Consider the following 25,464-nt stretch of genomic DNA (forward strand, 5'->3'; position numbering starts at 1 on the left):
CCTGTGTCCGGACGGAGGGGAGTGATCGCCCGGCGATCAGGCCTTGGTGAGCTCGAGGTCGAGGGCGATCTTGATCTTGTCGGACACGAGCAGCTCGCCGCCGCCGAGCACGGCGCTGAACTCCATGCCGAACTCCTTGCGATCGACCGTCGCCTCAGCCGAGAGCCCGGCGACCTGGTTGCCGTTCGGATCGGTGGCGACGCCGTTGAACTCGCTGTCGAAGGTCACGCGCTTCGTCACTCCGCGCATCGTGAGGTCGCCTTCGAGCGCGAACTCGTCGCCCGACTCGGCCTTGATGCCGGTCGAGGTGAAGGTGAGCTTCGGATGCTGATCGGCAGCGAAGAAGTCGCTCGTCTTCAGGTGCTGGTCACGCTGGGCGTTGCGGGTGTTGATCGAGTCGACGACCGCTTCAGCGGTGACCGAGCTGTCCTCGAGGGTCTCACCGACCTGGACGGTCCCGGCGATCGTCTCAAAGTTGCCGCGGACCTTCGAGACACCCGCGTGCCGGGCGGTGAAGGTGAACTCCGAGTGGTTCGGGTCGATGTTCCACGTTCCGGGGGTGAGTCCGTTGGGAAGTGCGGTCATGTGCCTGTCCTCCTTTTGATTGAAACTTGAAGTACGTCAGTGACTATAGTTGAGACTTCAACCAGATGCAAGCCCTGCGCGCCGAGGCCCCCTGCTCGACAGGCCTCCTGTGCGCAGTCGCACCGGACCCGCCTTGGCATCATCGCCCCCATGCCCGCCCGGCATCCCCTCAGGATCCGCCGTTCGGGTGAACCCCAGGTTACCGTGTGGCAAAGGTCACTTGTCCAGGATTTTGCTCCGGGAATTACGCTCGTGTAATGTGGAGACCACGCCGCGGGGTGGAGCAGTTCGGTAGCTCGCCGGGCTCATAACCCGGAGGTCGGAGGTTCAAATCCTCCCCCCGCCACCACAGTGGCAGAGGCCCCGTCCAGTTGATCTGGACGGGGCCTCTTCTCATCCCCGGACTCGCCCCGGCAATCGGGACGCGCGCTGTACGGTCGGGCCGGACCCGCGAGGCGCAGCCGGCCCGAACCACCAGGTGAGGTTAGACTCACCTTATGACCAGATTCTCTCAACTCCCCCGCTCTTCCCGTCTCCGCACCATGACCGCGACCGTGCTCGCCGTCGCTCTGCTCGCCTCCGGCTGTGCCGCCGAGTCCGAAGCGACATCCGGAGACAGCGCCGGGAACACCGATGTCGCCACCGGCGGCCGACTCTTCGACACCGCCGACGAAGAGACCGCGAAGCTCGGCAGCGATGCGGCACCCGGTGAGTTCCCCCGCACCGTCGAACACGCCAACGGGACGACGGAGATCGAGGCGAAGCCCGAACGCGTCGTCGTCCTCGACACCGGAGAACTCGACGATGTCATCGCCCTCGGCATCACACCGGTGGGCATGGTGACCACCAAGGGGGCGAACCCCGTTCCCTCCTACCTCGCCGAGAAGACTCAAGGTGTCGAGACCGTCGGGACGATCAGCGAACTCGACCTCGAGAAGATCGCCTCCCTCGAACCCGACCTCATCCTCGGCAGTCAGCTGCGTGCCGACAAGCTCTACGACCAGCTGTCGGCGATCGCTCCCACGGTCTTCTCGATCCGCCCCGGCTTCCCGTGGAAGGAGAACTTCCTCCTCGCCGGTGAGGCGCTCGGCACCGAGGAGGCGGCCACCGAGAAGCTCAACGAGTACGGGCGGGCGGTGACCGAGCTCAAGGACAGCGTCGAGGGCGACCCGACGATCTCACTCGTGCGGTTCATGCCCGAGCGTCTGCGCCTCTACGGCAACCTGTCCCTCATCGGAGTCGTCCTCGCCGATGCCGGTCTGGCACGCCCGGAGATGCAGGACGTCGACGATCTCGCCGTGGAGATCTCTCCCGAGAAGCTCGACCAGGCCGACGGCGACTACATCTTCTACACGAGCTACGGCGATCCCGGTGCCACCGGGGAGACCCGGGCGCTGTCGACGAGCCAGTGGACGGGACTCGAAGCGGTCAAGGACGGCCGGGTGCACCGCGTCGACGACGACGTGTGGTTCCTCGGCCTCGGCCCCGTCGGAGCGATGGAGATCGTCGAGGACCTCGACGGGTATCTGACGCAGTAATCACCGCTCCCCCGCCGAGGCGGCCCCATCCGGTCCGCCCTGCACGACGACGGCCCCCGGAGAAGTTCTCCGGGGGCCGTCGTCTTCGGCTCAGGCCGTCTTCGGCTCAGTTCCCGCCCTCATTGGGAGCAGGCGACTGGGTGCCGTCCTCAGCGATCGAGGGGTCGGCGGCCACGGCATCCTCGAGGGCCTTCCGCAGGCGGTCCTGCGCCTTGCCGTACTCCTCGAAGTTGCCCTCCCTGAGCGCGGCGTCGGAGTCCTCCATCGCCTTGCGCGCCTCCTCGAGGGCATCATTGAGGCTCTTGTTGGCGGGCTGATCGCCCTCACCCTCGCCTCCGGAGGTGCCTGCGGTTCCGCCACCGCCGGACTCCGTGCCCGCGTCGCCGGCCTCGGCGCCCGAATCACCGCCGAACACCTGGTCGAGCGCCTCGTCGAGGGTCGGGGCGAACCCGATGTTCTCACCGAAGGCGACGAGCACGTGCTGGAGCAGCGGGTACGAGGTCTCACCGGCCGAGCGGACGTAGACGGGCTGGACGTAGAGCAGTCCGCCGCCGAGCGGCAGGGTGAGCAGATTGCCGTTCTGGACCTGCGACTCACCCTGACGCAGCAGGTTGAGGCTGCGCTGGACCTCGGGCGCGGTGTTGAAGTTGTTCTGCGCCTGACCGGGGCCTGGAACGGTCGTGTTGCGCGGCAGCTGGAGGAGCCGGAGCTTGCCGTAGTTCTCCGAGATCTCGCCCTTCGTCGCCCCGGCGTCCGCATCGGCGGAGAGGAAGCCGGTGAGGTTGTTCCGCGACTGACCCTCCGAGGAGCGGGCCGGGATGTAGGAGCTCGTGAGCGAGAACGAGGGCGCTTCCTGACCCGGCATCTGCAGGGTCATGTAGAACGGCGGCTGCGTGAGACCGCTGTTCGCCTGCTTCGTCGGATCGGTCGGCAGGGCCCAGAAGTCCTGCCCGGTGTAGAACTCGCTCGCCGTGGTCACGTGGTAGCGGGTGAGCAGCTCACGCTGGACCTTGAACATGTCCTCGGGGTAGCGGACGTGGCTCATGAGGTCACCGGACATCTCCGACGCGGGCTGGATGAGACCAGGGAAGATCTTCATCCACGTCTTGAGCACCGGGTCGTTCTCATCCCACTGGTACATGTCGACGGAGCCGTCGTAGGCGTCGACGGTGATCTTCACGGAGTTCCTGATGTAGTTGACCTCCTCATCCGGCAGGGTCGCGACCGTGCCGGGTGCGGTCGCCGTCGTCGAATCCTCCGTGGCCTCCTGGAGGGGCTGCGGTGTCGAGTACGGGTAGTCCTTGGCCGTCGTGTAGCCGTCGAGGATCCACTTGATCTTGCCGTCGACGACCGCCGGGTAGGGGTCGCCGTCGATCTTGAGGAACGGAGCGAGCTTCTCGACGCGCTGACGCGGATGGCGTTCGTAGAGGATCTGCGACTCCGAGTTCACCGCATCGGAGAGGAGGATCTGCTCGTCCTGGTACTTCAGCGCGTATGCGAGGCGGTTGAAGAGACTGCCCACGGATGGGCCGCCGTCGCCCTGGAAGGTGTTGTTGACCTGACCCGAACCGCCCTCTTCGTCCGAGGGGTAGTCGAGCTCGCGCGGTGTGGCCCCTTCGGGTCCGCCGACGATCGAGTACTCGGGAGAGCTCTCGCCGAAGTAGACGCGCGGCTCGTATTCGGGGAACTCGCCCTGCGGCGGGATGTCCGACTCCATGAACGTCGGTTCGCCGTCGGGATTGCGCTGGTTGCCGTTGGCGGCGACGACGCCGAATCCGTGCGTGTAGACGATCGCCCGGTTGTACCAGCTCTGGTTGTTCACCGAGGCGGGGCTGAGCTCGCGCACGGCGATGACCGTGTCGCGCATCTGCCCGTCGATGTTGTAGCGGTCGACGTCGAGCTGGGCGGGGAACGAGTAGTACGGCCGCACCTGCTGGAGCTGGCGGAAGGTGTCGGAGACGAGGTTGGGATCGAGGAGGCGGATCGATGCCGCGGTCTCGGCGTCCTCGCGCAGCGCTCCCTTCTCACCGCTCGTGCTCGGCTCGTACGGGGTGACCTCGATGTCGTCGAAGTCGAAGGCCTCCCTGGTCGCGTCGATGTTGCGCTGGATGTACTCGGATTCGAGGCTCTGCTGGGAGGGATTGACCTGGAACTGCTGGACGAGCGCAGGGTAGGCGATGATCGAGACCCCGCCGAGGACGAGGAGGGTGAGGGTGGCGATGATCGAGATCCGCCAGTTGCCCTTCCACGCGGTGTAGACGAAGAGGAGGGCGACGAGGACGGCGGCGATCGCGACGATCGCCATCGCCGGCAGCGCGGCCCGGTCGTCGACGTAGGTGACACCGGGGACGATGCCGCCGGTCGCGGTGAGCCGGTCATAGCGGCTCAGCCACAGGCGACCGGCCTGGACGAGGACGAGCACGGCGACGGTGATGCCGATCTGCCACTGCGCGGTCTTCGTCAGCACGATCCCCCGCTGCTCTCCTGGGCGGATGCCGCCGAAGAGGTAGTGCGCGACGAGGGCGGCGATAAGCGAGAGCACGAGCGCCATCCCCAGCGTGTCGCCGATGAGCCGCAGACCGGGAAGGACGAAGACGAAGAAGGACTTGTCGATGCCGAACTGCGGATCGGTCTCGCCGAACGGCGTCGCGTTGATCCACTGCAGGACCGTGCTCCACTGCGCGGAGGCGGTGATGCCGGAGAGGATGCCGACGACGGCGGGGATGGCCAGGGTCGCGACCCGGCGCAGGGGCTCGATGGCCTCGCGGTAGCGGTCGAGGTTCTCCTGGCGCGGGGTCGTCGGTGCGTACACCGGTCGGTTCCTATACGCCAGGTGCAGGCTCAGCCACACCGGGACGGCCATGACGACGAAGCCGGCGAGGAAGGTGATGCCGCGGGTGAACCACATCGTGCGGAACACGTCGCCGGCACCGATCTGACCGAACCACAGCACCTCGGTGTAGACCTGGGTGAACGCGATGAAGGCGACGAGGAGGATCGCCACCGTCACGAGGGTGAGCAGCAGGGGGGAACGCTTGGATCCAGATCCGGGCATTCTCGCGGAGGTGGGTGAGGACGAAGTGCTCACTGCTTCCCTTTCTCATTGGTGGAGTCGCCGGCCGGGCACGTCTTCAGTGCGGACGTGTCCCCGGCGGCGAAGCCCTCGACGGCGTTCTGCGCGTCGTCGAGGGTGTCGATGCGTGCAACGGTGATCTTCGACCGGTCGGCTGCGGCGATGACCTCGGCGCAGTTGCCGGCGGGCGAGAGGAAGAGCTTCGCTCCCGCCGCGGTCGCCGCCGCCACCTTCTGCCGGGCTCCGCCGATGGGGCCGACCTGTCCGGCGGGGGTGATCTCACCGGTGCCGGCGACGTGCTTGCCGCCGGTCATCGCCCCCGGAGTGAGCTCGTCGACGATCGCGAGGGCGAACATCGTGCCGGCGGACGGTCCGCCGATGCCGTCGACGTTGAAGGTGACGTCGACGGGGAACTCGAAATCCTGTTTCATCGTGATGCCGATGGCGTTGCGTCCCTGGATCGTCGCAGGCTCGAGGGTGAGCTCGACCTGTTCGCCGTCCCGGTCGACGACGAGATCGACGGAGTCCGAGTTCTGCACGGTCGTGCTCATCTTCGCAGCCGCCTCGGGGTCGGTTTCGAGGCCGGTGCCGTTGACGGAGAGGATTCGGTCTCCCGACTCCAGCCGACCGTCGGCCGGAGCACCCTGAGTCACCTCGTCGACGAGGAGGGAGACCGTGTACGGCTTGTCGAGCTGCTCCATCGCAGCGGCGACGGCGACGTCCTGGCTCGACGTCATCTCATACGAGTTCGATTCCGCGACCTGCTCGCGGGTCGTCTCGAGCGGATAGTAGGCCTCGGTCGGAACCACCGTCTCCTTGCCGCGGATGAGCGCCCCGAGCGCCTGCGAGGCATAGGTGTCGCGTCCGGGTCCACCGCTCACGGCGACGGTGAGCATGTCGATCTTCCCGTCGGTGGGGTAGGTCTGGGCGCCGGAGACGCTGATCATCGGCTTCCCCTGATAGTCACCGAGGGTGTTGAACACCGGCCCCGGCAGCTGGAGCATGTAGGGCACGGGCAGGAGCACGGCAAGGGCGATGAGGAGATAGGTCATGACGCCGGAGGACGTGGCGAAACGGGGTGAACGTCGGCGGGCTCGGCTCCGCTGGGACGGCGCCGTCACCGGCACGGCCCGGGGGGCATTCTCAGACATGTATTCCTTTCGCTGCACCGCGTGACCAGTCTAGTTGAAAGCAGGTCACGGAATTCTCAGACTCCTTTCGCCCGGTGCGAACATCGGGCGGGATTGGGAAGCTTCTGACAGGTACGGCGGTTACCGTGGTGATGACTACGATTCGTGAAGGCGCGTGAGATCATGAGCAACGACAACACCAACGACAACAGCAACGAGCAGAACCCCTTCGAGCAGATCTTCGGAATGCTCTTCGGCCAGGGTGGTCAGGGCGGCTCGGACGGCGCGCAGGGTGCCGGCGGTGCACAGGGCTTCTCGATCGACCCCGCAATGATGGCGACGATCATGAACCAGATGCAGGGCCTCTTCGGGCAGGGAGCCGACCCGACCGCGCAGGCGACCTCGATCGCCCTGCGCAGCGTCCCCTCCCCCGATCCCGCTGTCGGTGATGACGCGGTCCACGCGACCACGGATGCATTCCGCCTCTCCGAGCTGTGGCTCGCCGAAGCGACGGACCTCTCCGTGGCCAATCGGTCGACGTCGACGCTCACCCGCGCCGACTGGGTCAAACGGACGATGCCAGGCTGGCAGCGCTTCGTCGAGCCGATCAAGGACAACATGTCGACCGCGCTCACCGACACCCTGCAGACCCAGATGCCCGAAGAGATGAAGGGCATCCTCGCCGGTGCCTCGTCGATGTTCTCCTCGATGAGCGATTCGATGTTCTCGATGCAGATCGGTCAGGCCGTCGGGGCGCTGTCGGAGAGCGTGCTCACCGGCACCGAGGTGGGACTGCCTCTGCTCCCCCACGACCAGGCCGTCCTCGTCGAGTCGAACATCGCCGCGTTCGCCGAGGAGATCGGCGTCGACGTCTCCCAGGTCCGCATCTATCTCGCCGCCCAGGAGCTCGCGCACCTCGCACTCTTCGAGCGCGCTCCGTGGCTGAGCGCTCAGGTCGAGACCGCGCTCGCCCGATACGCTCAGGGCCTCAAGGTCGACACCTCGCAGATCGAGGAGATGGCTTCGTCGATCGATCCCTCGAACATCTCCGACCTCAGCGACAACATCCGCCAGGGACTCTTCAACCCGCCGACGACGGACGAGCAGAAGCGGGCGCTGACGACCCTGGAGAACCTCCTTGCGGTCATCGCCGGCTGGGTCGACGTCGTCGTCTATGCCGCGTGCGAGAAGCTTCCGGCTCGCGAGCAGATCCGCGAGGCCCTGCGCCGTCGACGGGCGACCGCCGGCCCGGCGGAGAAGACCTTCTCCACCCTCGTCGGACTCCAGCTCAATCCCCGCCGGCTGCGCGACGCCGCCGCGCTCTTCGGGTACCTCGAGACGCAGGGCGGGGCGGAGGCCCGGGACAAGGTCTTCTCCCATCCCGACCTCCTGCCCACGACCGAGGACCTCGACGACCCGCTCGGCTACAGCGAACGCCGTCGCGCGGAATGGGAGGGCGGATCGACCCTCGACGAGGCGCTCAGCCGCATCCTCGCCGAAGGCACGGACGGCAGCGGCGCCACGGCCACCGCGACCGACTCGTCCGCCGGTGCCGAGGATCCGGCGCAGGCGCGAGGCGACGCCGAGGACGGTTCGGCATCCGCGTCGCAGGATGGCGACTCATCCACCGACGCCTCCTCCGCCGACGGTTCCCAGGCCGACAGCGCGCGGGGTGACAGCGCGCGAGGCGACAGGTCGACGGATGACGAGTCCGCGGCGACCGAGGACGAGTCGACCCCTGAGGGCCCTGACTCCACGGACCGCGACGAGAAGTGAGGTGATCGACCTCGACACCGCTCGCGCGGAGATCACGGGCATCGTCAACGCCGAGGCGTTCGCTGAGCTCTTCGAGCACAGCGGGGCGTCGGCGCTCGTGCGTGAGGGCACGTCCGAGCATGTCACGGCGAGCTGCCTCGTCATCGACCCCGCCGCCGAAGCGGTCCTCCTCAACCACCACCGGAAGGCCGGGGCCTGGATGCAGTTCGGGGGTCACCTCGAACCCGGTGATGTGAGCCTGCGGGAGGCGGCGAGACGCGAGGCGCTCGAGGAGAGCGGGATCGGCTCGCTCTCATGGGTCTCCCCTGCCCCCATCGACCTCGACATCCACGAGCTGGCCGGTGACTTCGGCACGTGCCGACGCCATTTCGACGTCATCTACGGTGCCGTCGCCGAGACGGCGGATCTGCCGAGGGTCTCCGAGGAATCGATCGACGTGGCCTGGTTCCCCGTCGGCAGACTTCCCGAGGACCTCATGCCCGACCTCGTCGAGCGCCTTCCGCAGCTCTATCGGGCCACAGCCGAGGTGTTCGCGCAAGGCGCCTGAACGGATCGATGAGCGGTCGGTCACGCGGCAGCCGAACGGACCCGCGCACGGCCGCCTCAGGTGCCGCGGCCGAAGCGCTCCCCCGCGCTGAAGCCGTCGAGATAGAGCTTCGCCTCCGCCTGCCTCGGGTGACGGTCGGCAAGAGCGTGGAACTCCTTGGTGTGCGGGCCGATCTGCAGGTGCGCGAGTTCGTGGACGATGACGGTCTCGAGCACCCAGCGCGGCACGGACTGCAGCCGGTGGGAGATCCTGATGTCGCCGGTCGACGTCGTCGTCGACGCCCACCGGCTGAGGTTCTGGTTCGTCACCCACCGGATCGACGCCGGCCGCAGGCGTCCGGCGAAGTAGCGGTCGTTGAGTTCGTCGGCGAGAGCGACGAGGTCCGCAGCCGAGGAGTGGTCCTTCGCGGCGAGGCGGTTGAACAGATCGGTCAGCGACCGGATGTTCGACTCGACGCTGTAGCGGTCGGGAGCACTGAGCACATAGGTGTCGATCTCCTTCGACACCGCGATCGTCTTCTTCCGCCGTGCCGAACGCCGCACGACGATCTCTCCGCGGGCGATCGCCCGGAGCACACGCTCCTCCGTCCACCGAACCTGCTCTGCCATGCCCCAATGATAGGGAACGACAGTGACACGAGAGCGCGTGAGGGGCCGTGGTGGCTACTTGTGAGTTTCCTGAGTATCGTGATCCAGTGCCCTCACACCTCCGTCCACAGACCGATGGGAGCCGCCGACCGACCGCGCATCGGAAGTGACCTACGCATTCATCTGCCCCCGGCGCGTTTCGACTCGACGGGCGGCGAGTCGCTCCTCCACAGCCCGTCGGCAGGTGTCCACACGTTATCCACAGATCGGCGGACCGCGGCGGCCGGATGCGCCATTGACGGGGCCGCGAATGGGGCATAGGTTCTATGTTTGACCCCGGAAAACCCGGAGATGCGTGCGGAAGGGGAAGCCGCACGAGTCGCCGCGAGCGCCTGGGGCATCATGCGGTTGAGGGCATGTCGGATTGACTTTCCGACCTGTCCTCTTCCGTTTTTCCACAAGGTTTTCCACAGTCTGGCATTCGCTCTGGTGCGCGGCCTGCGCATTCACTACCGTAGAGGCTCCCGAACCGAGAGCGAGGACTGTGATGCTGAGGATCTGTCCGAGTGTGCCGATCACGTGGCGCGGCCGCGGCTGCCTCCAGTTCGGGGTCGAGGATCCCGTCCTCATCGACGGTCTCCTCCCCGCGGAGGCCTCGCTCATCGAGGACCTGCGGATGGGGCTGGCCTCCGCGCAGTTCCACCACCGCGCTCAGGAGCTCGGAATCGACCTCGCTCGGGCGACCTCGCTCATCTCCCTCCTCGCCGAGGCCGATGTCCTCATCCCCTCGGACTCCGACACCTCGGCGATGGCGAAGGGGTCGAAGGCACTGTCCACGGCTCGGCTCTTCCGACGGACCCCCGACGAGACCTCCGAGGTCCTCGCGGCACGCACCGTCGCAGTCCTCGGACCGCTTCGCTCTCCGGTGGCCCACCAGCTCTCACTGGCCGGGTTCGCGGTCTCGACGGCATCACGCGTCGACGAGAGCGAGGCACTCGCCCATCCCATCGTCGTCACGACCTCGCACCTTGTACCCGATCTCCACTCGGCCACCTGGCTCGTCGATCGCGAGATCGACCACTGCCAGGTCGTCGCCGGGGAGTTCACGGTCACCCTCACCGGGCTGGTGCGACCGGGACGCACGCCGTGCACGCTCTGCGGGTGCCTGAGCCTCCGGGACGCCGATGCGGACTGGTTCGACCAGTACCCGCGGATCAGAGCACTGCAGGACCGGGACGAGCTCAGCGATCCGCTTGCGGCGGGAGTCGCTGCCACCCACATCGCCCTCGTCCTCCGGCGCGCGCTTCTCGAGGACGCAGCCGAACCGATGGTCCGCTCCGTCGACCTCCGCACGGGATTCGCCGACGAGGAGGACCTCGCCTTCCATCCGCGCTGTCACTGCCGGGCGCCCGTCCCCCGCTTCGGTCGTCCCGAGGAGGCGGCGCAGTGACCGCTACCCGGCGATGAGGCGCAGCAGACTCGACCCGTAGAGTTCGAGCTTCGTCGCTCCCACCCCTGGGATGCGGGCCAGGGCTGTGAGGTCGCCCGGGCGCATCTCGGCGATCGCCGAGAGCGACGTGTCGGTGAGGACGAGGTAGGGAGGGAGGCCCTGTTCGAGTCCGACTCGGGCCCGCCACCGGCGCAGCCGATCGAGGAGTTCGAGATCGACCTCGGCGGGGCAGCCCGCGCACCTGCCCAGAGCTCGATCGGCCTGGGAGACGAGGACCCGCCCGCAGGCACGGCACCGGTTGGTCGTCACCGTCGTCCCCGGCCGCCGACCCCCGCCGGTGCTCTCCTCGACCCGTCCGAGTTCGGAGAGGAAGCGCGAGGGGCTGCGCGGCTTCTGCTTCGAGGCGTGACGGGCGAGCGACCAGCTCAGCGATAGGTCCGCGCCGGCACGCGTCACGGCGACGTAGAAGAGCCGACGCTCCTCGGCGATCGCCCGGGGCGTCTGCGCGTAGCTGATCGGCAGCAGCCCCTCGCTCAGCCCGACGAGGTGGACGCTGTCCCATTCGAGGCCCTTCGCGGCGTGGAACGAGGCGAGCGTGACGCCCTCGATGTCGGGGGCGAACTGGTGCTCGGCGCGATCGGCGAGGTCGGCGAGGAAGGCGTCGAGGGGAACCGGCAGCTCCGAGGCCGCCTGGTGAGTCTCGGCGAGATCGACGAGGGCTTTGAGCGACTCCCACTTCTGCCTGCTCGCTCCGGCCGGGGGCGGGGTGCGGGTGTAGCCCGCCGAGGCGAGCACCTCGGCGACGATCTCCGGCAGCGGACGCGCCCCCGCCGCCGCTCGGGCGGCCCTGAGCATGAGGATGCCCTCCTTGACCTCCTTGCGGGCGAAGAACCGCTCCCCGCCGCGGAGGAGGTAGGGGATTCCCGCCGCCGTCAGCGCCTGTTCGAAGGCCGGACTCTGCCCGTTCGTGCGGAAGAGGACCGCGATGTCCCGGGGGCGACGCCCTGCCCTCACCTCGGCGGCGATCGCCTGGACGACTCCGACCGCCTCCGCCTCGTCGGTGGGATATTCGACCATCCGCGGGGACCGTCCCTCGGGATTGTCCGTGCGCAGGGTCAGCGCCGTGCGCGAGGTGTGGCGGAGCAGGCTGTTGGCGGTGGAGACGATCGCCTGCGACGAACGGTAGTTGCGGACGAGGCGGATCGTCGTCGAGGACGACAGGGACGAGGGCAGGGACTCGAGCAGGGACGCATCGGCACCGGCGAAGGAGTAGATGGTCTGTGCGGGGTCACCGACGACGCAGAGGTTCTCCCGCGGCCCCAGCCACCGGGTGAGCAGATCGAACTGGAGCGGTGAGACGTCCTGGAACTCGTCGACGACGAAGTGCCGGTACTGTTCACGGACTTCCGCGGCGATCGCCGGGTACTCGGCGAGGGCCCCGTCGAGGACGAGGAGGACGTCCTCGAAGTCGAGGAGTCTCCCCCGGGTCTTCGCCTCCGAATAGGCTTCGGCGATGCGCACCATGTCCTCGACGCCGAGGTCGCCGGGCAGTTCGCGCGCCTGGGCCTTCATCGCGTAGTCCTCGATGCCGAGCAGGGAGGCCGCGGCGTATTCGATCTCCGCGGCGACGTCACGCGCGAGCTCACGGCTGACGTCGATGCCGAGGTCCTGCATGACGGAGCCGAGCACCCCGGCCTTGTTCTCGATGATGCGGGGGAAGTCACCGCCGGCGAAGCGGTCCCAGAAGAACCGCAGCTGGCGCAGGGCAGCGGAATGGAAGGTCCGCGCCTGGACTGCGGGGACGCCGAGGGAACGCAGCCGCGCGCGCATCTCGCCGGCCGCCTTCGCGGTGAAGGTGAGGGCGAGGACGTGGTGGGGTGGGAAGACCTCGGTGGCGATGCCGTAGGCGATGCGGTGGGTCATCGCCCGGGTCTTGCCGGTTCCGGCACCGGCGAGGACGATGACCGGGGATGAGAAGTGGGTGGCGACCTCCCGCTGCTCGTCGTCGAGAGCCGCGAGGAGGTCGGCGGCGCGAGTGTTCACTCGTTCTCCAGCCACGCCCGCAGCAGCTGGCCGGCGATCGACACCGTTCCTGGGGCGCTCACCCGGCCGGCGGCGATCTCGGCGTTGAGCTCGGCCCTGGTGAACCACCGCAGCGAGGCGATCTCCGCTTCGTCGGCGGCGACGTCGAGGCTCTCCGCCTCGGCGGAGAATCCGAGCATGAGGGAGCAGGGGAAGGGCCACGGCTGGGAGCCGAGGTAGCGGGGATTGACGACTCTCAGATGCGCTTCCTCCCAGATCTCGCGGATGACCGCGTTCTCCAGCGTCTCGCCGGGTTCGACGAATCCGGCGAGGAGGGAGTAGCGTCCGGCGGGCCAGGCGGCGTTGTTGCCGAGCAGCACCCGTTCGACGCCCTCAGCATCCGTGTGGACGATGACGACGATGACCGCAGGGTCAGTGCGCGGGAAGTGCTCGCTGCCGGTCACCGGGTCCCGACGCACCCAGCCGCCGAGCACGGGTTCGGTGGGGGTCCCGGTGAGCGGGGAGAACGGGTGGGCCCGGTGCCAGTTGCCGAGGGCGACGATCTCACACGCGAGGGAGACGTCGACGTCGTCGAGCGCCTCGGCGAGCTCCCGCAGAGGCAGCCACACGGGTTCGGCGCTCTCGACACCGCCTCCGGGGGCGGTGAGGAGGTCGGTGGCGTCGCGGGCGCGGGCGGCGGCGAACTCGGTGTCGAGGGCGCTGCGGCCGGCATCGTCGAGGCTGACGCCGATGTAGCGCTGACCCGCCTCGTCGCGGCCGAGGTAGATCTCCGTCTGCCCGGGCGGAACCTGAGCCCGATCGGCGCGGAGGAGCCCGCCGCGGGCGACGAGGAGGGAGCCGCGATGTTCGAAGACGGCGAGGGCTCCGGTCTCCCACAGCTGCCCGAGATCGCCGTCGCCGCCGCGGGCCAGATGATCGCGGTCGATCCCTTGGCGAGCCAGGCTGACTGGGGCGATGGCGGGCAGCGGTTCCATGGCCTCCACGATAGCTCAGGCCCCTGACGCGCCTGACACGCTCGAGGCCCGAATCCCAGGGCTGGCGGGGAGGCAGACGGTACATTGGGGAAGGTGGATACGAAGGCGCTCAAGTTGGCAGCAGTCGCAGCGACGATGCTCGACGATTTCTCCCCGACGACATGGACATCCCTCCCGCCGCTCGATGCGGGAGTGAGGATTCTCATCTCCGACGGGGAGACCGACTACGTCGCCGCCGCGCACCTGCGCATCGACCGTTCCGCCGATGCGGGATCGACCGCCGAGGCGGCGCGCATCTACGAGACCGCCTACCCGCACGCCGACTTCACCTGGCCGCACCTGCGGGCGATCACCGAGGTCGAGGAGAAGGTGTTCGGCACCGACTCGCCGGTCACAGTGACCCTCTCCGATCCCCTGCCGGGAGCCCCGGTGGGTGATGAGCCGATCGCCGACGTGGCCCGAGCGAGCTCGCTGGCGCAGACGCTCGCGACCATCCACTCCGCCGCCCCCGAGCCGATCTCCGATGCGGGCTTCCCCGTCGAGGAGCCCTCGCGCTTCCAGTTCCAGATCCTCGAGCGCCTCGACCAGGCTGCGGCGACCGGGCGCGTGCCTGCGACGCTCCTCCAGCATTGGGAGGAGGAGTTCGAGAAGGTCGCCCTCTGGCATTTCCTCGCCACCCCGATCCACGGCGCCCTCGACGAGTCCAACGTCTACACCGACGAGGAACGCGTGCTCGCCCTCGCCGACATCGGTCGGATGCGGGTGGCCGATCCCGCGATCGACCTCGCAGCCGCCTCGGCGCTCATCGATCCCGCAGCGGTTCCGACGTTCTTCACCGAGTACCGCAGCTCACGGCCCCGCGCCGATGACCACATCGTCACCCGCGCCGAGCTGCTCGCCGAGTTCGCCGTGCTCGACTGGCTGCTCGAAGCCGTCGAGTCCGGTGACGACGAGGCGATCGCCGATGCCGCGGACCTGCTCACCTCCTTCGACCAGGTGCTGCTGCGTCCCGACGGCTCCGACGTGCCCACCGCGCCGGTGTCCTCCGACGACGTCGCCCAGGGGTCGAACGTCACCTCCGCCACCGAGGAGTCGGCTGACGATCACGGCACCTCCGACGGCGGCGTCCGACGTTCGTCGCCATCCGGTGCCGACCGTGGCTCAGCCGGTGCCGACCGTGGCTCAGCCGGTGCACGCGTGTCGGAGCACGCGTCGCCCGGCGGCTCCGGGCACGCGTCGCCCGGCGGCGGCACCTCCGGGCGCACATCGGCCGGGGACGGCGCGTCCGGAAGCCGATCGGCAGGCGCCGCCGAGAACGGCCCCGAGTCCTCGGGATCCCCGGAGCGCTGAACACCACGGCCGGCCCCGGCCCGACGTGGGTCGCCGCCGCCTTCGCTTCCCCTTGAGCCCGGCTCCTTCCGAAGCCGGCGACTTCTCCCGGCCGGGTGCCGCGGCTTCGACGACTGCAGATCAGTCGTGGGCCTCAAGCCATGCGATGACCTCCTCCTCTTCGGGCAGGTCGGTGAAGCTGACGACCTCGTCGCTGCCGACGAAGTAGAACGTCCCCGTCACCTCCGTGACCTCCGGATGCACCCGCTGGACGGCGAACCGGTAGAGCGCGAGCTGCCATTTCATCACCTCGAGCGCCTCTGCGTTCGGCTTCTTCGCCGTCTTCCAGTCGACGACCTCGGCGTGGTCGCCGGTGATGAACACGGCGTCGATCTTCCCGGGAACCCGGAACCGCCCGAGGACGAGTTCGAAGGACATCTCGATCTCCGCCGCCCGGCGGGACGCGAACGAGGACGCGAGGAACGTCTCCTGCAGCCGCTCGAGCACAGCGGTGTCCCGGGCGCGGCCGGAGTCGGTGTCATCGACCTCGATGCTCGCCTGCCCGAAGCGGCGTTCGATCCAGGCATGGAAGCTCGTCCCGATCTCGGCGGCCCGGCTCGGCGGCTCCGGAACCGGTCGCAGAGTGCTGGTGCGGAACGATTCGGGGTCCCTCCGCCACGAGACGAGGTCGGTCGCCGAGAGCCGATCGGGCAGCCTGCCGTCGGTCGCAGGGGCGCGATGGGCGAGGATCCGCTGGGCTCTGCGAGCGAGGACGGCGACCTGCGAATCACCGCGTGCGAGTGCAGCGAGGTCCGCTCCCGCCGCGCTCTCGACCCACTCCCCTGCCCGCTGCGCGACGGCGACGCGCTCATCACGAGGCACCGGCCAGATGCTCGTCTCGATCCGATCGACCGCCGACTCCTCAGCCGGCTCCGGGATCTCCGTGTCAAGGCCCGCCGCCTCGATGGCCTCGGTGAGGAACGGGGAGAGCTCGTCGGGGGTCGATCGGGAGCCCATGAGCTCGGCACCGAGCCACAGGTGGTGCTTCGCGCGGGTGAACGCGACGTAGGCCAGTCGCCGCTCCTCCTGCTCGTGGGCGTCGGCCACGGCCGGCCTGATGAACTCGTTCACCCATTCGTCGAGGGCCTTCTTCGTCTCGAACTCCGCGCCCCGCAGGTCGTAGTCGACGAGGTGGGCACGATCCCCGCGCAGCGGATAGGGCAGAGAGGTGCGGCCCATCCACCCCTCTCTGTCCCGGGGTTCGGTCGGGAAGTCCTTGACGACCAGTGAGGGAACGGCCACGGCATCGAACTCGAGACCCTTCGACGCATGGACGGTCATGACGTTGATCGCCCCAGGGGCGACCGTCGGTTCGGCCGCGCTCAGCGCGTCCTTGACCTCCATGAGGGAGAGCCACTGCAGGAACCCGGGCACCGATGGCCGCTCGACCGACGCCGAATACTGTGCTGCCGCGGAGAGGAACGCGTCGATCGCCTGCCGATGGACGCGTCGCAACGCGTCGCTCAGCCCCCAGATGTCGGAGTCGATGCCGGTCTCGCGCAGCGCGGTCCGCAGCACCGAGGTCACGGTCCCGGATCCCGAGCGCACCGTTCGCAGGGCGCGGGCGAAGCGGACGAGACGCTCGCGCGCCGGCTGGCTCAGGCCGGTCTCCCGGCCCGCGGGAACGTCGATGAGCTCGTCGAGTCCTTCGACGATCGTCGGCACGTCGATGGACTCGGGCACAGCCTCCGCGGTGCCCTCGCCGACACGTCCCGAGTCACCGGCCGCGGCCAGGGCGCCGTCGGCGTCGGCCGCACCCTCAGCGCCGGCCCGGGCTTCGCGCGCGTCGGCATCGTGGCGCCGCTGCGCCTGGCGGCGGGTGAAGGAGGACAGCGCGGCGATGTCGGAGGCCCCGAGACCGAGGAGGCGGCCGCTGAGGAGGCGCATGAGCTCGTCGCCGGCCATCGGGTCGACCGCAGCGGAGAGCACCGCCCGCAGGTCAGCGACGTACGGGTCGGTGAGCAGCCCCGAGGAGCCGTGGACGTGGACGGCGAACCCAGCCGCCTCGAGGGCGGCGCTCACCGGCGCGAAATGCGCGCGTTTGCGGCAGAGCACCGCCGTCGACGAGCCCGCCGGCAGTCCCGCGACCCATTCGGTGAGCGAGCGCATGCCGACGGTGAGGAACTCCTCGTCGTGGGCCCCGGAGGACACATCGACGACGACCTCGCCGGGACCGGCGCCGGGCCTGGTGGTCAGCGGAGTCTCCCGTGAGCCCGTGAGCCCGTCGGCGACCCGATTGGCCACGGTGAGGATGGTGCCGTCGTTGCGCCAACTCGTGCTCAGGGTCAGCGGCCGGACGTCGGTGAAGTCGGTCTCGAAGCGGATCATGTTGTCCGCGCTGGCCCCGCGCCACCCGTAGATCGCCTGCCGCGGGTCGCCGACCGCGGTCACCGCGCTGCGTTTGAACAGCGTCGAGAGCAGGGTGAGCTGGGCGACCGAGGTGTCCTGGAATTCGTCGAGGAGGATGATCTTCCAGCGTGCACGTTCGGCGGCCAGCGCCTGCGGAACCTCGTCGACGATCCGCTGGGCGAAGCGGACCTGATCGGAGAAGTCCATCGCCAGGTGCCGTCGCTTCGCGGCCATGTACTCTCCGGCGAGGCCGGCGATCCGCTTCTTCTCCTCGAGCTTCCGACGACGGCCGTTCGGGTCGACGGGTTTTCCCTTCGACGACATGAGGGCGGCCAGGCAGGCGTCGAGGTAGTCAGTGACCTCCTCGACATCGCGGCCGTGGTCGTTCATCGCTCCGGCGAAGGCGATGATGTCGGCGATCATCGTGTCCCTCGCGTAGCTGCCGGGAATCTCATCGGGAAGGGCCGCGTCGAGCACTTCTCCGGCGATCGTGTGCGCGGCCGCCTCGTCGAGGAGCACGGTCTCGGGTTCGATGCCGATGCTCGCCCCGTGTTCGGACACGATCGCAGCGGCGTACGAGTTGTACGTCGACACGGTCGGATAGTCGAGTCCCGGCAGGCTCGGTGTCGTCCCTTCGCCGAGGCTGTGCCGCAGGCGGGAGAGCAGCACCCGGATCCGGCTGCCGAGCTCCCCCACCGCCTTCCGGGTGAAGGTGAGTCCGAGGATCTCCTCGGGGGCGACGAAGCCGTTGGCCACGAGCCACACGACGCGCTGGGAGATCACGGTCGTCTTGCCCGATCCGGCACCCGCGGTGACCTTCATCGACAGTGCCGGATCGGCTTCGATGATCTCCCGCTGCTCAGGGCTCGGCCCGAAGGCCCGGGCGGGATCGGCGGCGGTGAGGCGGGCGAGGTCGTCGGCGCTGAATCTCATCAGTCGTCCTCCAGCATGTGCGGCCCGATCGCCGGGCACGAGGAGCGGACAGGGCAGGACTGGCACTTCGGCGGGTCGACTCGAGCCGGGAAGTGGGCGGCACGCATCCCCTCCGAGACCTGCCCGATGAGCGCCCGGGCCCACTGCGGATCCTCGTCGGCGCTCACCGCATCCTGGTGCCGTGCCGTCCCGGCGGTGCGGCGGAGGAAGACGAGTTCGGCACCCGCCGAGCGGGCATCGACCCTCGATCCGTCGGGGAGTTCGAGGACTCCGGAGTCGACGGCCTCCTGGTAGACGCCGAGCTGCGGGTGCCTGGGCATATCGGCGCCGGCGGGCACGGCCTTGCCGGTCTTGAAGTCGACGATCCGGACGCCGCCGGCGACCTCTTCGACACGGTCGAGTCGGCCCGTGACCTTCCACTCCTGTCCGCGGTCGTCGACACCGGTCGCATAGACGCGGGCTTCGACGCCGAGGACGTCGCCGGGTGAGTTCTCGATGTACTCGCCGAGGCGGTCGACCATGGCCATGGCCGTCGCGTGCTCGCGTTCGCGCTCCCAGTCGGTGTCGAACTCGAGGGCCGCGAACTCACGGTCGACGAACTCTCGGATCTGCGACGGCGGCCCCTCGGGGTGGTGTTCGGCCGCGGCATGGAGGATGGTGCCGATGCTCTGCGCGGTCGTCGCCCCGCGGTCGCCTCCGTGGCGGGTGAGGAACCACCGCAGGGAGCAGTCGGAGAACGTCTCGACCTGCGAGGGCGAGATCGCCACGGTGTCCTCGGCGTCGAAGAGCGGGGTGAAGGAGGTGAGGTCCTCGGCCTCCCGCCATGCCTCGGGACCCGGCATCTGCGCCTCGGCGCCCGCCAGTGCCGCCGCGAGCCGGGCCCACTCGATGGTCTGGGCATCGGGGTCGCCGTCGCTCTCCCGCGCGGCGGTGAGTAGGTGCGCCCGGGACAGGGCGGCGATCTCGTCGAGCCCGAGCGGGGGCAGTTCGTCCTCATCGGTGATCGCGTACCCGTCGCCGGCGGCCGTTCCCTGCCGGGTGGCTGCGGCGATGACGTCGAAGAACGCCGAGGGCGAGGACTCCGAATCCGACAGTGCGGTGACGATGACGCGGTGGGAGGCTCGGGTGAGCGCGGTGTAGAAGAGCTCGGCCTCCTCCCGGAGGTTCGTGCGCTTCGCGTAGGCGTGGTAGCCGGGGTCGACGGTGACCGGATCCTCGCCCGCGAGGACCGCGACGAGGTCGCTGAGACCGAGCATGCCGCCGCGCAGCTTCGGGTTCGGCCACACTCCTTCGTCGACCTCGGCGATGATGACGAGCGGAACGCGCACGTGCGCGAGGGAGGCAGGCGTCCCGACTCGGACGTGGTCGGCGAACCCCGCGGTCCTGGCCAGAGAGTCCTGGGCGATGTCCTGTTCGGCGACGATGCCGGCGAACGAGCGGGCGGTGAACCCGCCACGGTCGGAGATCTTCTCGGCAAGGGTGAAGAGGCGGAGTACGGAGTCGAGGTGTGCGCCCGCCTGGCCGTCGGGATCGCGCAGCGCCTCGGACTGCCAGCGTTCGGACACGCCCGCGGCCTCCCAGATCGCCCACAGCGCGGTGTGCGGATCCGCATCGGCGTTCTCCCCAGCCGCCCTGAGCATCCGCGAGAGCGTGTCGAGGCCGGGGATCTCCGGGGCGAGTTCGTCGCTGCGCAGGGCCAAGGCGAGCGAGGCAGTGCTGTCGGCGGCGGGGAACCGGGTGCGGACGAGGCGCCGGAAGCGGCGGATCGCCACGGCGTCGAGGCGGACGTAGACGCTGCCGGCCAGTGTCAGCGCCGCCGTCGTCAGCGTCTCGTCGTCGCCGAGTCCGGGGGCGACGGTGAGCAGTTCGAGCAGGGGCGCGGTCGCCGGGTCGACGTTGAGCGGTTGGACGATCGTCGCCGTGGGAGTGCCCGCCGCCTGCAGCTCTCCGGCCATCACCCGCGCCGTCGAGGCGTTGCGGCAGATGACGGCGACGTCGGAGTGCGCGCTGCCGTCCGCGACGAACTCGGCGATGCGCCGGGCCAGGTAGCGGTGCTCGGACGCCGCGCTCGCGAACACGTGCGCTTCGACCGGCGGATCGGCCGGCACGCTCAAGCCCACACCGGCGGCGTCCCGAGCATCCGCACCCGCACCGACGCCGGACCCGTCCGCACCCGCCGGCCGCGGAGTCTCCCCCGGCCCGGGTTCCGGACCCGGCTCGGCAGTGGTGCCCGCAGCGTCACCGCTCGAGGCCGTGTCCGTGCCGGCACCCGGCCGGGGCATGTGCCCGAGCCCCCACCGGGTGGTGATGCGGGCGCCGAAATCGTCGCAGATCGCGGTCAGCGCCGCCTCGGCGCCGTACGGGTCCTCGAGCACGACCGTCGTGAAGTCGGCCGCGGCCGCCGCGCGGTCGAGGACCGATGCGTCGGCACCGTGGAAGCGGCCGGTGACGGTCTCGGGCGCGCCGAAGAGCGCGAGCGCGGACCCGCGCAGCCGCAGCTGCTCGAGCAGACCCCAGCTCGCGGCGGGGAAGTCCTGCACCCCGTCGGCGAGGACGACGGAGGGCACCCGGTCGGGAGCGAACGACCACGGCCTGCCCGCGGTCACCTCGGCGGGTTCGCGGAGGACTTCGAACGCCGAGCGGGCGAGCACGGTCGCCGAATCGATCCCCCCGTACCCGGGCATGCTCATGATCCCGAGGTACTCCTCGAGGATGCGGGAGAGCGCCGCCCAGCGGGGGTCGGGACGGACCGCGAGGACCCGGTCCAGGGCGCTCAGCCCGGCATCGAAGACGTACTCCCCGTCCCGGGTCGGTGCGGGGGTGCGCACACCGAAGTCGAACTCCATGACCCGGTTGAGGGCGTCGCGGATCTCGGTGCGGAAGGCGGAGGTGGCCCGCACCTCGGCGGTGATGTCGGTCGGCCATGCGGGCATCCGACCGCGGCCGGCCTCATGACCGGCGAGGAGGTCGGCGAGGAAGACGTCCTGGTCGGCACCGGAGACGAACTCGAGGTCCTCCCCCGTCCGCGTCGCATGGGCGGCGCGGACGATCCCATAGGCGAAGGAGGAGATGCTCCGGGCAGGCGCGGCGCGCAGGACGGCCTCCCGCGGGACGGGCAGGGTGTTGCGCAGGACGTCGGCGTGGTCGCGGTCAGGGCTGAGGACGAGGACCGAAGAGGGATCGATCGACGTGACGAGGCGTCCGTAGACGTCGGCGAGCAGCGACGTCTTGCCCGTCCCCGGCCTGCCGATGACGGCAAGGGACCCCTGTCTGAGCAGGGAGCCGGTGAGCGTCGAGGTGAGATCGTCCATATCCGTATTCCATCATGCGGGGCTGACACGACGATCCGACCCGGTCGGCGACGCGACTTCGCGTAGCATTGGAGAATGCCGAGTCCGCAGCAGAGAATGCCCCGTGAACAGCGACGCGACCAGTTGGTCGGAGTCGCGCGTGCGGTCTTCGCCGGCCGCGGCTACCGCACGACGTCGATGGACACGATCGCCGAGGAGGCCGGCGTGTCCAAACCCGTCCTCTACCAGCACTTCGCCTCGAAGCAGGACCTCTACCTTGCGCTCATCGACGATTCAGCCGGCCACCTCGCCGGTCGGGTCGAGCAGGCGCTCAACTCGACGACCGACCCGCACGAGCGGATCCGCGCGACCTACCGCGCCTACTTCGACTTCGCGATCTCCCACCGCGAGGAGTTCGTCATCCTCTTCAACTCCGACGTCTACGAGCCGGCAGCCCAGGAGCGGGTGCGGGCGATGCGCGAGGGCACCGTGGCCCGCATCGTCTCCGCCCTGCAGAGCTTCACCGACCTCGACGACGCCGAGGCGGACCTCCTCTGCCGCACCCTCATCGGCACCGCAGAGGTCGTCATCAAGCAGATCGAGTCGACCCAGGAGATCGACATCGCCGCCGCTGTCGACCTGCTCACCCAGATGAGCTGGGGCGGGCTGAGCTCATTCGCCACGACCGTCCGGTGAGACGGACCCGACTCTCCCGCCCGCCGAGGCGGGTGGATCGTAGGGTCTCGCCCGCCGGGGCAGGTGGATCCGAGGACACCCCGCCGAGGCGGGTGGATCCGGGGGTGCCGTTCGCCGAGGCGGCACGGCCCGCCGTTCGCTGAGAGCCGAGCGTGGGCGGGAAGAGCGAGCGCAGCCCGGACGTTAAGCTGAGCACGACCATCAACGCCACAAGGAGAACCATGGAAATCAAGATCGGCGTCCGCCAGTCCCAGCGCGAGATCGTCCTCGACACGGACGAATCCGCCACCGACCTCGCCAAGCGCATCCAGGAGGCCGTCGAGTCAGAGGCGCTCCTCACCTTCACCGACACGAAGGGCCGTCAGGTCTTCGTCCCCTCGACCGCGCTCGGCTACGTCGAACTCGGCACCGAGGCCACCCGCCGCGTCGGCTTCGGCGCCGCCTGAGCGGACACACGCGCACAGACGCGACGAGGCGGGGCCCGGTCCGGATGACCGGGCCCCGCCTCTGTCTTCTGGGCATCGGATCGAGGGCACCAGACTGAGGGCACCAGCTCTGCGTCCGGGCCCGCTGCGCTGTGTCGCGAGACGCCTTCCCGCAGCCTCGGCGAGGGGACGGAATCGAGGAAGCGGTCACGACCGCGAAGTGGGGTCGACCACCTCGGCGAGGGGTTCCCCCGCACCGGCAGACCAACCGCCGCGCCGGAGCCTGTCGAACCCCTACGCGACGAGGCCGAGGGCCGACATCCGGCGCGAATGGTTCGCGGTGACGGCGGGGATCGCCTCGACGATGACGGCCTCGTCGATGTCGAGGACCGGGTCGGTGAGCATCTGGCGGGCACGGCCGAGGGTCTCGGCGACGAGTTTGCGACCCCAGAGGGCGAGCCGGGAGGCGAGCTGGGTGTCCTCGGCGACGTCGGCGGTCAGCCGATTGCGGACGTAGTCAGCGGCACGTGTATCATCGAGAACAGCAATTGCCAGGCTGTGCCCGGGCTCATCGAGCTTGTCGGCCGCCATGCGATAGAAGTCGTTCATGATCCCGTCGAAGACGAAGCCCTTCATGAGGCTCTCGTACCAGTCACGGGGACGAGTCCTCTCAGCGAGCACCGAGAACGTCGGCTCGAAGAGCCGGCAGAGCTCGATCACATCCTGGCCCGAGTCACTGATGCGCGCCGAGAGCTCTTCGAAGTGCGAGAATGAATGCGATGCCAACCGGGACAGAGCCACCGTGTCATCGAGTTCGGAGGCCGTGGACGCGTTCGTCGCCATTCTCTCGAAGGCGGTGAGCTCACCGTACGCGACCAGCGCGAGCGTTGCAGCATCAGTACTGGCCAGTGGGGCAGAATCGGGCATAGGTCAAGAGTACCGGTTCGCCACCATGACGAGCGCGAAGGCGCCAAAAGGAGTTTGAGACATGGCGGAGACAGACGCCGATTTCGCTGAGTTGGGGGTCTCCGGACCGATCGTGGCATCGCTCGCCGCTGCCGGCATCACCCATCCCTTCCCCATCCAGGCGATGACCCTGCCCGTCGCGCTCTCCGGCGCCGACATCATCGGGCAGGCGAAGACCGGCACGGGCAAGACCCTCGGCTTCGGCATCCCCCTGCTCCAGCGGGTCACGGGCAAGGACGAGCCCGGCGGTGAGACCGCCGAGGGAGACACGCGGCTGCCGCAGGCGCTCGTCGTCGTCCCCACGCGCGAGCTCGCCAAGCAGGTCGCCCAGGACCTCGTCACCGCGTCGAGCCAGCGCAGCATCGACGTCGTCACGATCTACGGCGGCAAGGAGTTCGAGCCCCAGATCAACGCGCTCAAGGCCGGCGTCGACGTCGTCGTCGGCACCCCCGGTCGCCTCCTCGACCTCTACGGCCGCAAGGTGCTCAGGCTCAACAAGGTCCGCACCGTCGTCCTCGATGAGGCCGACGAGATGCTCGACCTCGGCTTCCTCCCCGACGTCGAGCGCATCATCGCCGCCGTGCCCGCGAACCGGCAGACGATGCTCTTCTCCGCGACGATGCCCGGGGCCGTCATCACGCTCGCCCGTCGGTACATGAACCGACCCACCCACATCAGGGCGCATGACAACGAGGACCTCTCGCTCACCGGCAAGAACACGACGCAGTACGTCTACCGCGCGCACGCGATGGACAAGAGCGAACTCGTCGCCCGCCTCCTCCAGGCCGAGGGCCGGGGCCGGACCATCATCTTCACCCGCACGAAGCGCACCGCCGACAAGCTCGCCGCGGAGCTGTCCGACCGCGGGTTCGCCGTCCGCGCGCTGCACGGCGACCTCGGTCAGGCGCAGCGGGAGAAGGCGCTCAAGTCCTTCCGCGACGGCACCGTCGACGTCCTCGTCGCCACCGATGTCGCCGCCCGCGGCATCGACATCGACGACGTCACCCATGTCGTCAACTTCCAGTCGCCCGAGGACGAGAAGACCTACGTCCACCGGATCGGCCGCACCGGTCGCGCCGGCAACTCCGGCGTCGCCGTCACCCTCGTCGACTGGGACGACATGCCCCGCTGGCGCCTGATCAACAAGGCCCTCGGCCTCGACCACGACGAACCCGCGGAGACGTACTCGACCTCGCCGCACTTCTTCACCGACCTCGGCATCCCCAAGGGGACGAAGGGCCGTCTCCCCCACAAGCACGGGGAGAGCACGGACAACACCGGCGAGGAGAAGCGCTCACGGGGTCGTGGGTCGTCCGGTGGTCGCCGAGGCGGCGGTTCCGGCTCGTCCGATTCACGCCGCGGCGGCTCGTCCGAAGGCCGTCGGGGCGGTTCCTCCGACTCCCGTCGCAGCGGCGATGGCGACTCGGACGCTCCGCGCAAGCCGCGCCGCAACCGGGAGCGTCGCCGCACCCGCGGCGGCAAGCCGGTCGGCCGAGCCAGCAGGTCCGAGGCCTCGGACACGAACGCCGAGTAACGGCACCCGCGCTGTAGGACCCCAGCGCCGTGTGGACCGCCGCGCCGAAGGGCCCTGCGCCGTCGGCCCCTACGCCGTAAGGAGCCAGCGTCCCGCCTCGGCGAAGGGCGACCGATCACCCGTGCCCGCGGACAACGCCCCGCTGCGATCCACTCGCGGCGGGGCGTTGCGCCTGTGCA

Annotated in this window: 17 protein-coding genes and 1 tRNA gene; 9 read left to right on the forward strand and 9 right to left on the reverse strand. The window is 69.3% G+C overall.

What is annotated here, in order from left to right:
• Positions 1–36 precede the first annotated feature (36 nt).
• Entirely contained in the window at positions 37–585 is a 549-nt protein-coding gene (locus EZE58_RS14115; protein WP_009375251.1) for a YceI family protein, read from the reverse strand.
• A 272-nt stretch (positions 586–857) separates the two neighbouring features.
• Between EZE58_RS14115 and EZE58_RS14120 the strand changes: the two genes are divergently transcribed.
• Positions 858–934 (forward strand) — tRNA-Met (locus EZE58_RS14120).
• 193 nt (positions 935–1,127) lie between these two features.
• Positions 1,128–2,123: an iron-siderophore ABC transporter substrate-binding protein gene (locus EZE58_RS14125; RefSeq protein ID WP_095375899.1), complete on the forward strand. Its 996-nt coding sequence runs from the start codon at positions 1,128–1,130 to the stop codon at positions 2,121–2,123.
• A gap of 106 nt (positions 2,124–2,229) precedes the next feature.
• Here EZE58_RS14125 and EZE58_RS14130 read toward each other — a convergent pair whose 3' ends face one another.
• Both EZE58_RS14130 and EZE58_RS14135 read right to left on the reverse strand, forming a co-directional pair.
• Positions 2,230–5,178: a UPF0182 family protein gene (locus EZE58_RS14130; RefSeq protein WP_051995471.1), complete on the reverse strand. Its 2,949-nt coding sequence runs from the start codon at positions 5,176–5,178 to the stop codon at positions 2,230–2,232.
• 29 nt (positions 5,179–5,207) lie between these two features.
• The gene (locus EZE58_RS14135; RefSeq protein WP_040340959.1) at positions 5,208–6,347 is read right to left on the reverse strand and encodes a S16 family serine protease; all 1,140 of its coding nucleotides are present in this window, start codon (positions 6,345–6,347) and stop codon (positions 5,208–5,210) included.
• Between the two features lie 162 nt (positions 6,348–6,509).
• On the opposite strand from EZE58_RS14135, the gene EZE58_RS14140 reads away from it, so the two are divergent.
• Positions 6,510–8,102 (forward strand): zinc-dependent metalloprotease, encoded by a 1,593-nt coding sequence (locus EZE58_RS14140; protein ID WP_040341141.1) that lies wholly within the window; start codon positions 6,510–6,512, stop codon positions 8,100–8,102.
• A 1-nt stretch (position 8,103) separates the two neighbouring features.
• Positions 8,104–8,649 carry an NUDIX domain-containing protein gene (locus EZE58_RS14145; RefSeq protein ID WP_009375244.1) on the forward strand — a complete coding sequence of 182 codons (546 nt, stop codon included), beginning with the start codon at positions 8,104–8,106 and terminating at the stop codon, positions 8,647–8,649.
• Between the two features lie 56 nt (positions 8,650–8,705).
• On the opposite strand, the gene EZE58_RS14150 is transcribed toward EZE58_RS14145, so the two are convergent.
• Positions 8,706–9,257, reverse strand: coding sequence for a M48 family metallopeptidase (locus tag EZE58_RS14150; RefSeq protein ID WP_040340957.1), 552 nt, complete (start codon positions 9,255–9,257; stop codon positions 8,706–8,708).
• Between the two features lie 547 nt (positions 9,258–9,804).
• Between EZE58_RS14150 and EZE58_RS14155 the strand changes: the two genes are divergently transcribed.
• Complete coding sequence (locus tag EZE58_RS14155) at positions 9,805–10,686, forward strand: hypothetical protein (protein ID WP_009375237.1); 882 nt, start codon at positions 9,805–9,807, stop codon at positions 10,684–10,686.
• A gap of 3 nt (positions 10,687–10,689) precedes the next feature.
• Here EZE58_RS14155 and EZE58_RS14160 read toward each other — a convergent pair whose 3' ends face one another.
• Together EZE58_RS14160 and nudC are read right to left on the reverse strand one after the other, a co-directional pair.
• Complete coding sequence (locus tag EZE58_RS14160; protein WP_009375235.1) at positions 10,690–12,729, reverse strand: ATP-dependent DNA helicase UvrD2; 2,040 nt, start codon at positions 12,727–12,729, stop codon at positions 10,690–10,692.
• Positions 12,726–13,703 carry an NAD(+) diphosphatase gene (nudC, locus tag EZE58_RS14165; protein ID WP_009375234.1) on the reverse strand — a complete coding sequence of 326 codons (978 nt, stop codon included), beginning with the start codon at positions 13,701–13,703 and terminating at the stop codon, positions 12,726–12,728. Before nudC ends, EZE58_RS14160 begins: the two co-directional genes overlap by 4 nt.
• Before the next feature lie 93 nt (positions 13,704–13,796).
• On the opposite strand from nudC, the gene EZE58_RS14170 reads away from it, so the two are divergent.
• Positions 13,797–15,053 carry a phosphotransferase gene (locus EZE58_RS14170; RefSeq protein WP_009375232.1) on the forward strand — a complete coding sequence of 419 codons (1,257 nt, stop codon included), beginning with the start codon at positions 13,797–13,799 and terminating at the stop codon, positions 15,051–15,053.
• Between the two features lie 120 nt (positions 15,054–15,173).
• Here EZE58_RS14170 and EZE58_RS14175 read toward each other — a convergent pair whose 3' ends face one another.
• Positions 15,174–18,374, reverse strand: a complete 3,201-nt coding sequence (locus EZE58_RS14175) for an ATP-dependent DNA helicase (RefSeq protein WP_009375230.1) — start codon at positions 18,372–18,374, stop codon at positions 15,174–15,176.
• The gene (locus EZE58_RS14180; RefSeq protein WP_009375228.1) at positions 18,374–21,685 is read right to left on the reverse strand and encodes a PD-(D/E)XK nuclease family protein; all 3,312 of its coding nucleotides are present in this window, start codon (positions 21,683–21,685) and stop codon (positions 18,374–18,376) included. The genes EZE58_RS14175 and EZE58_RS14180 overlap by 1 nt, the downstream gene beginning before the upstream one ends.
• A gap of 75 nt (positions 21,686–21,760) precedes the next feature.
• Here EZE58_RS14180 and EZE58_RS14185 point away from each other — a divergent pair, with 75 nt between their 5' ends.
• Together EZE58_RS14185 and EZE58_RS14190 are read left to right on the forward strand one after the other, a co-directional pair.
• Positions 21,761–22,360, forward strand: a complete 600-nt coding sequence (locus tag EZE58_RS14185) for a TetR/AcrR family transcriptional regulator (RefSeq protein WP_040340952.1) — start codon at positions 21,761–21,763, stop codon at positions 22,358–22,360.
• A 221-nt stretch (positions 22,361–22,581) separates the two neighbouring features.
• Positions 22,582–22,806, forward strand: coding sequence for a DUF3107 domain-containing protein (locus EZE58_RS14190; protein ID WP_009375226.1), 225 nt, complete (start codon positions 22,582–22,584; stop codon positions 22,804–22,806).
• A gap of 273 nt (positions 22,807–23,079) precedes the next feature.
• Here EZE58_RS14190 and EZE58_RS14195 read toward each other — a convergent pair whose 3' ends face one another.
• Positions 23,080–23,712 carry a ferritin-like fold-containing protein gene (locus EZE58_RS14195; RefSeq protein ID WP_040340951.1) on the reverse strand — a complete coding sequence of 211 codons (633 nt, stop codon included), beginning with the start codon at positions 23,710–23,712 and terminating at the stop codon, positions 23,080–23,082.
• A 61-nt stretch (positions 23,713–23,773) separates the two neighbouring features.
• Here EZE58_RS14195 and EZE58_RS14200 point away from each other — a divergent pair, with 61 nt between their 5' ends.
• Positions 23,774–25,285, forward strand: coding sequence for a DEAD/DEAH box helicase (locus EZE58_RS14200; protein ID WP_009375224.1), 1,512 nt, complete (start codon positions 23,774–23,776; stop codon positions 25,283–25,285).
• The last annotated feature ends 179 nt before the right edge of the window (positions 25,286–25,464 follow it).

It is taken from the genome of Brevibacterium sp. LS14 (assembly GCF_012027885.1).
Lineage (GTDB): Bacteria > Actinomycetota > Actinomycetes > Actinomycetales > Brevibacteriaceae > Brevibacterium > Brevibacterium casei.

Excerpts from the sequence above, each read along its gene's own strand:
- EZE58_RS14190 (WP_009375226.1), top strand. The coding sequence starts at position 22,582 with ATGGAAATCAAGATCGGCGTCCGCCAGTCCCAGCGCGAGATCGTCCTC.
- EZE58_RS14195 (WP_040340951.1), bottom strand. The coding sequence starts at position 23,712 with ATGCCCGATTCTGCCCCACTGGCCAGTACTGATGCTGCAACGCTCGCG.
- EZE58_RS14135 (WP_040340959.1), bottom strand. The coding sequence starts at position 6,347 with ATGTCTGAGAATGCCCCCCGGGCCGTGCCGGTGACGGCGCCGTCCCAG.
- EZE58_RS14140 (WP_040341141.1), top strand. The coding sequence starts at position 6,510 with ATGAGCAACGACAACACCAACGACAACAGCAACGAGCAGAACCCCTTC.
- EZE58_RS14115 (WP_009375251.1), bottom strand. The coding sequence starts at position 585 with ATGACCGCACTTCCCAACGGACTCACCCCCGGAACGTGGAACATCGAC.
- EZE58_RS14180 (WP_009375228.1), bottom strand. The coding sequence starts at position 21,685 with ATGGACGATCTCACCTCGACGCTCACCGGCTCCCTGCTCAGACAGGGG.
- EZE58_RS14175 (WP_009375230.1), bottom strand. The coding sequence starts at position 18,374 with ATGAGATTCAGCGCCGACGACCTCGCCCGCCTCACCGCCGCCGATCCC.
- nudC (WP_009375234.1), bottom strand. The coding sequence starts at position 13,703 with ATGGAACCGCTGCCCGCCATCGCCCCAGTCAGCCTGGCTCGCCAAGGG.
- EZE58_RS14125 (WP_095375899.1), top strand. The coding sequence starts at position 1,128 with ATGACCGCGACCGTGCTCGCCGTCGCTCTGCTCGCCTCCGGCTGTGCC.
- EZE58_RS14200 (WP_009375224.1), top strand. The coding sequence starts at position 23,774 with ATGGCGGAGACAGACGCCGATTTCGCTGAGTTGGGGGTCTCCGGACCG.
- EZE58_RS14150 (WP_040340957.1), bottom strand. The coding sequence starts at position 9,257 with ATGGCAGAGCAGGTTCGGTGGACGGAGGAGCGTGTGCTCCGGGCGATC.
- EZE58_RS14130 (WP_051995471.1), bottom strand. The coding sequence starts at position 5,178 with ATGCCCGGATCTGGATCCAAGCGTTCCCCCCTGCTGCTCACCCTCGTG.
- EZE58_RS14185 (WP_040340952.1), top strand. The coding sequence starts at position 21,761 with ATGCCGAGTCCGCAGCAGAGAATGCCCCGTGAACAGCGACGCGACCAG.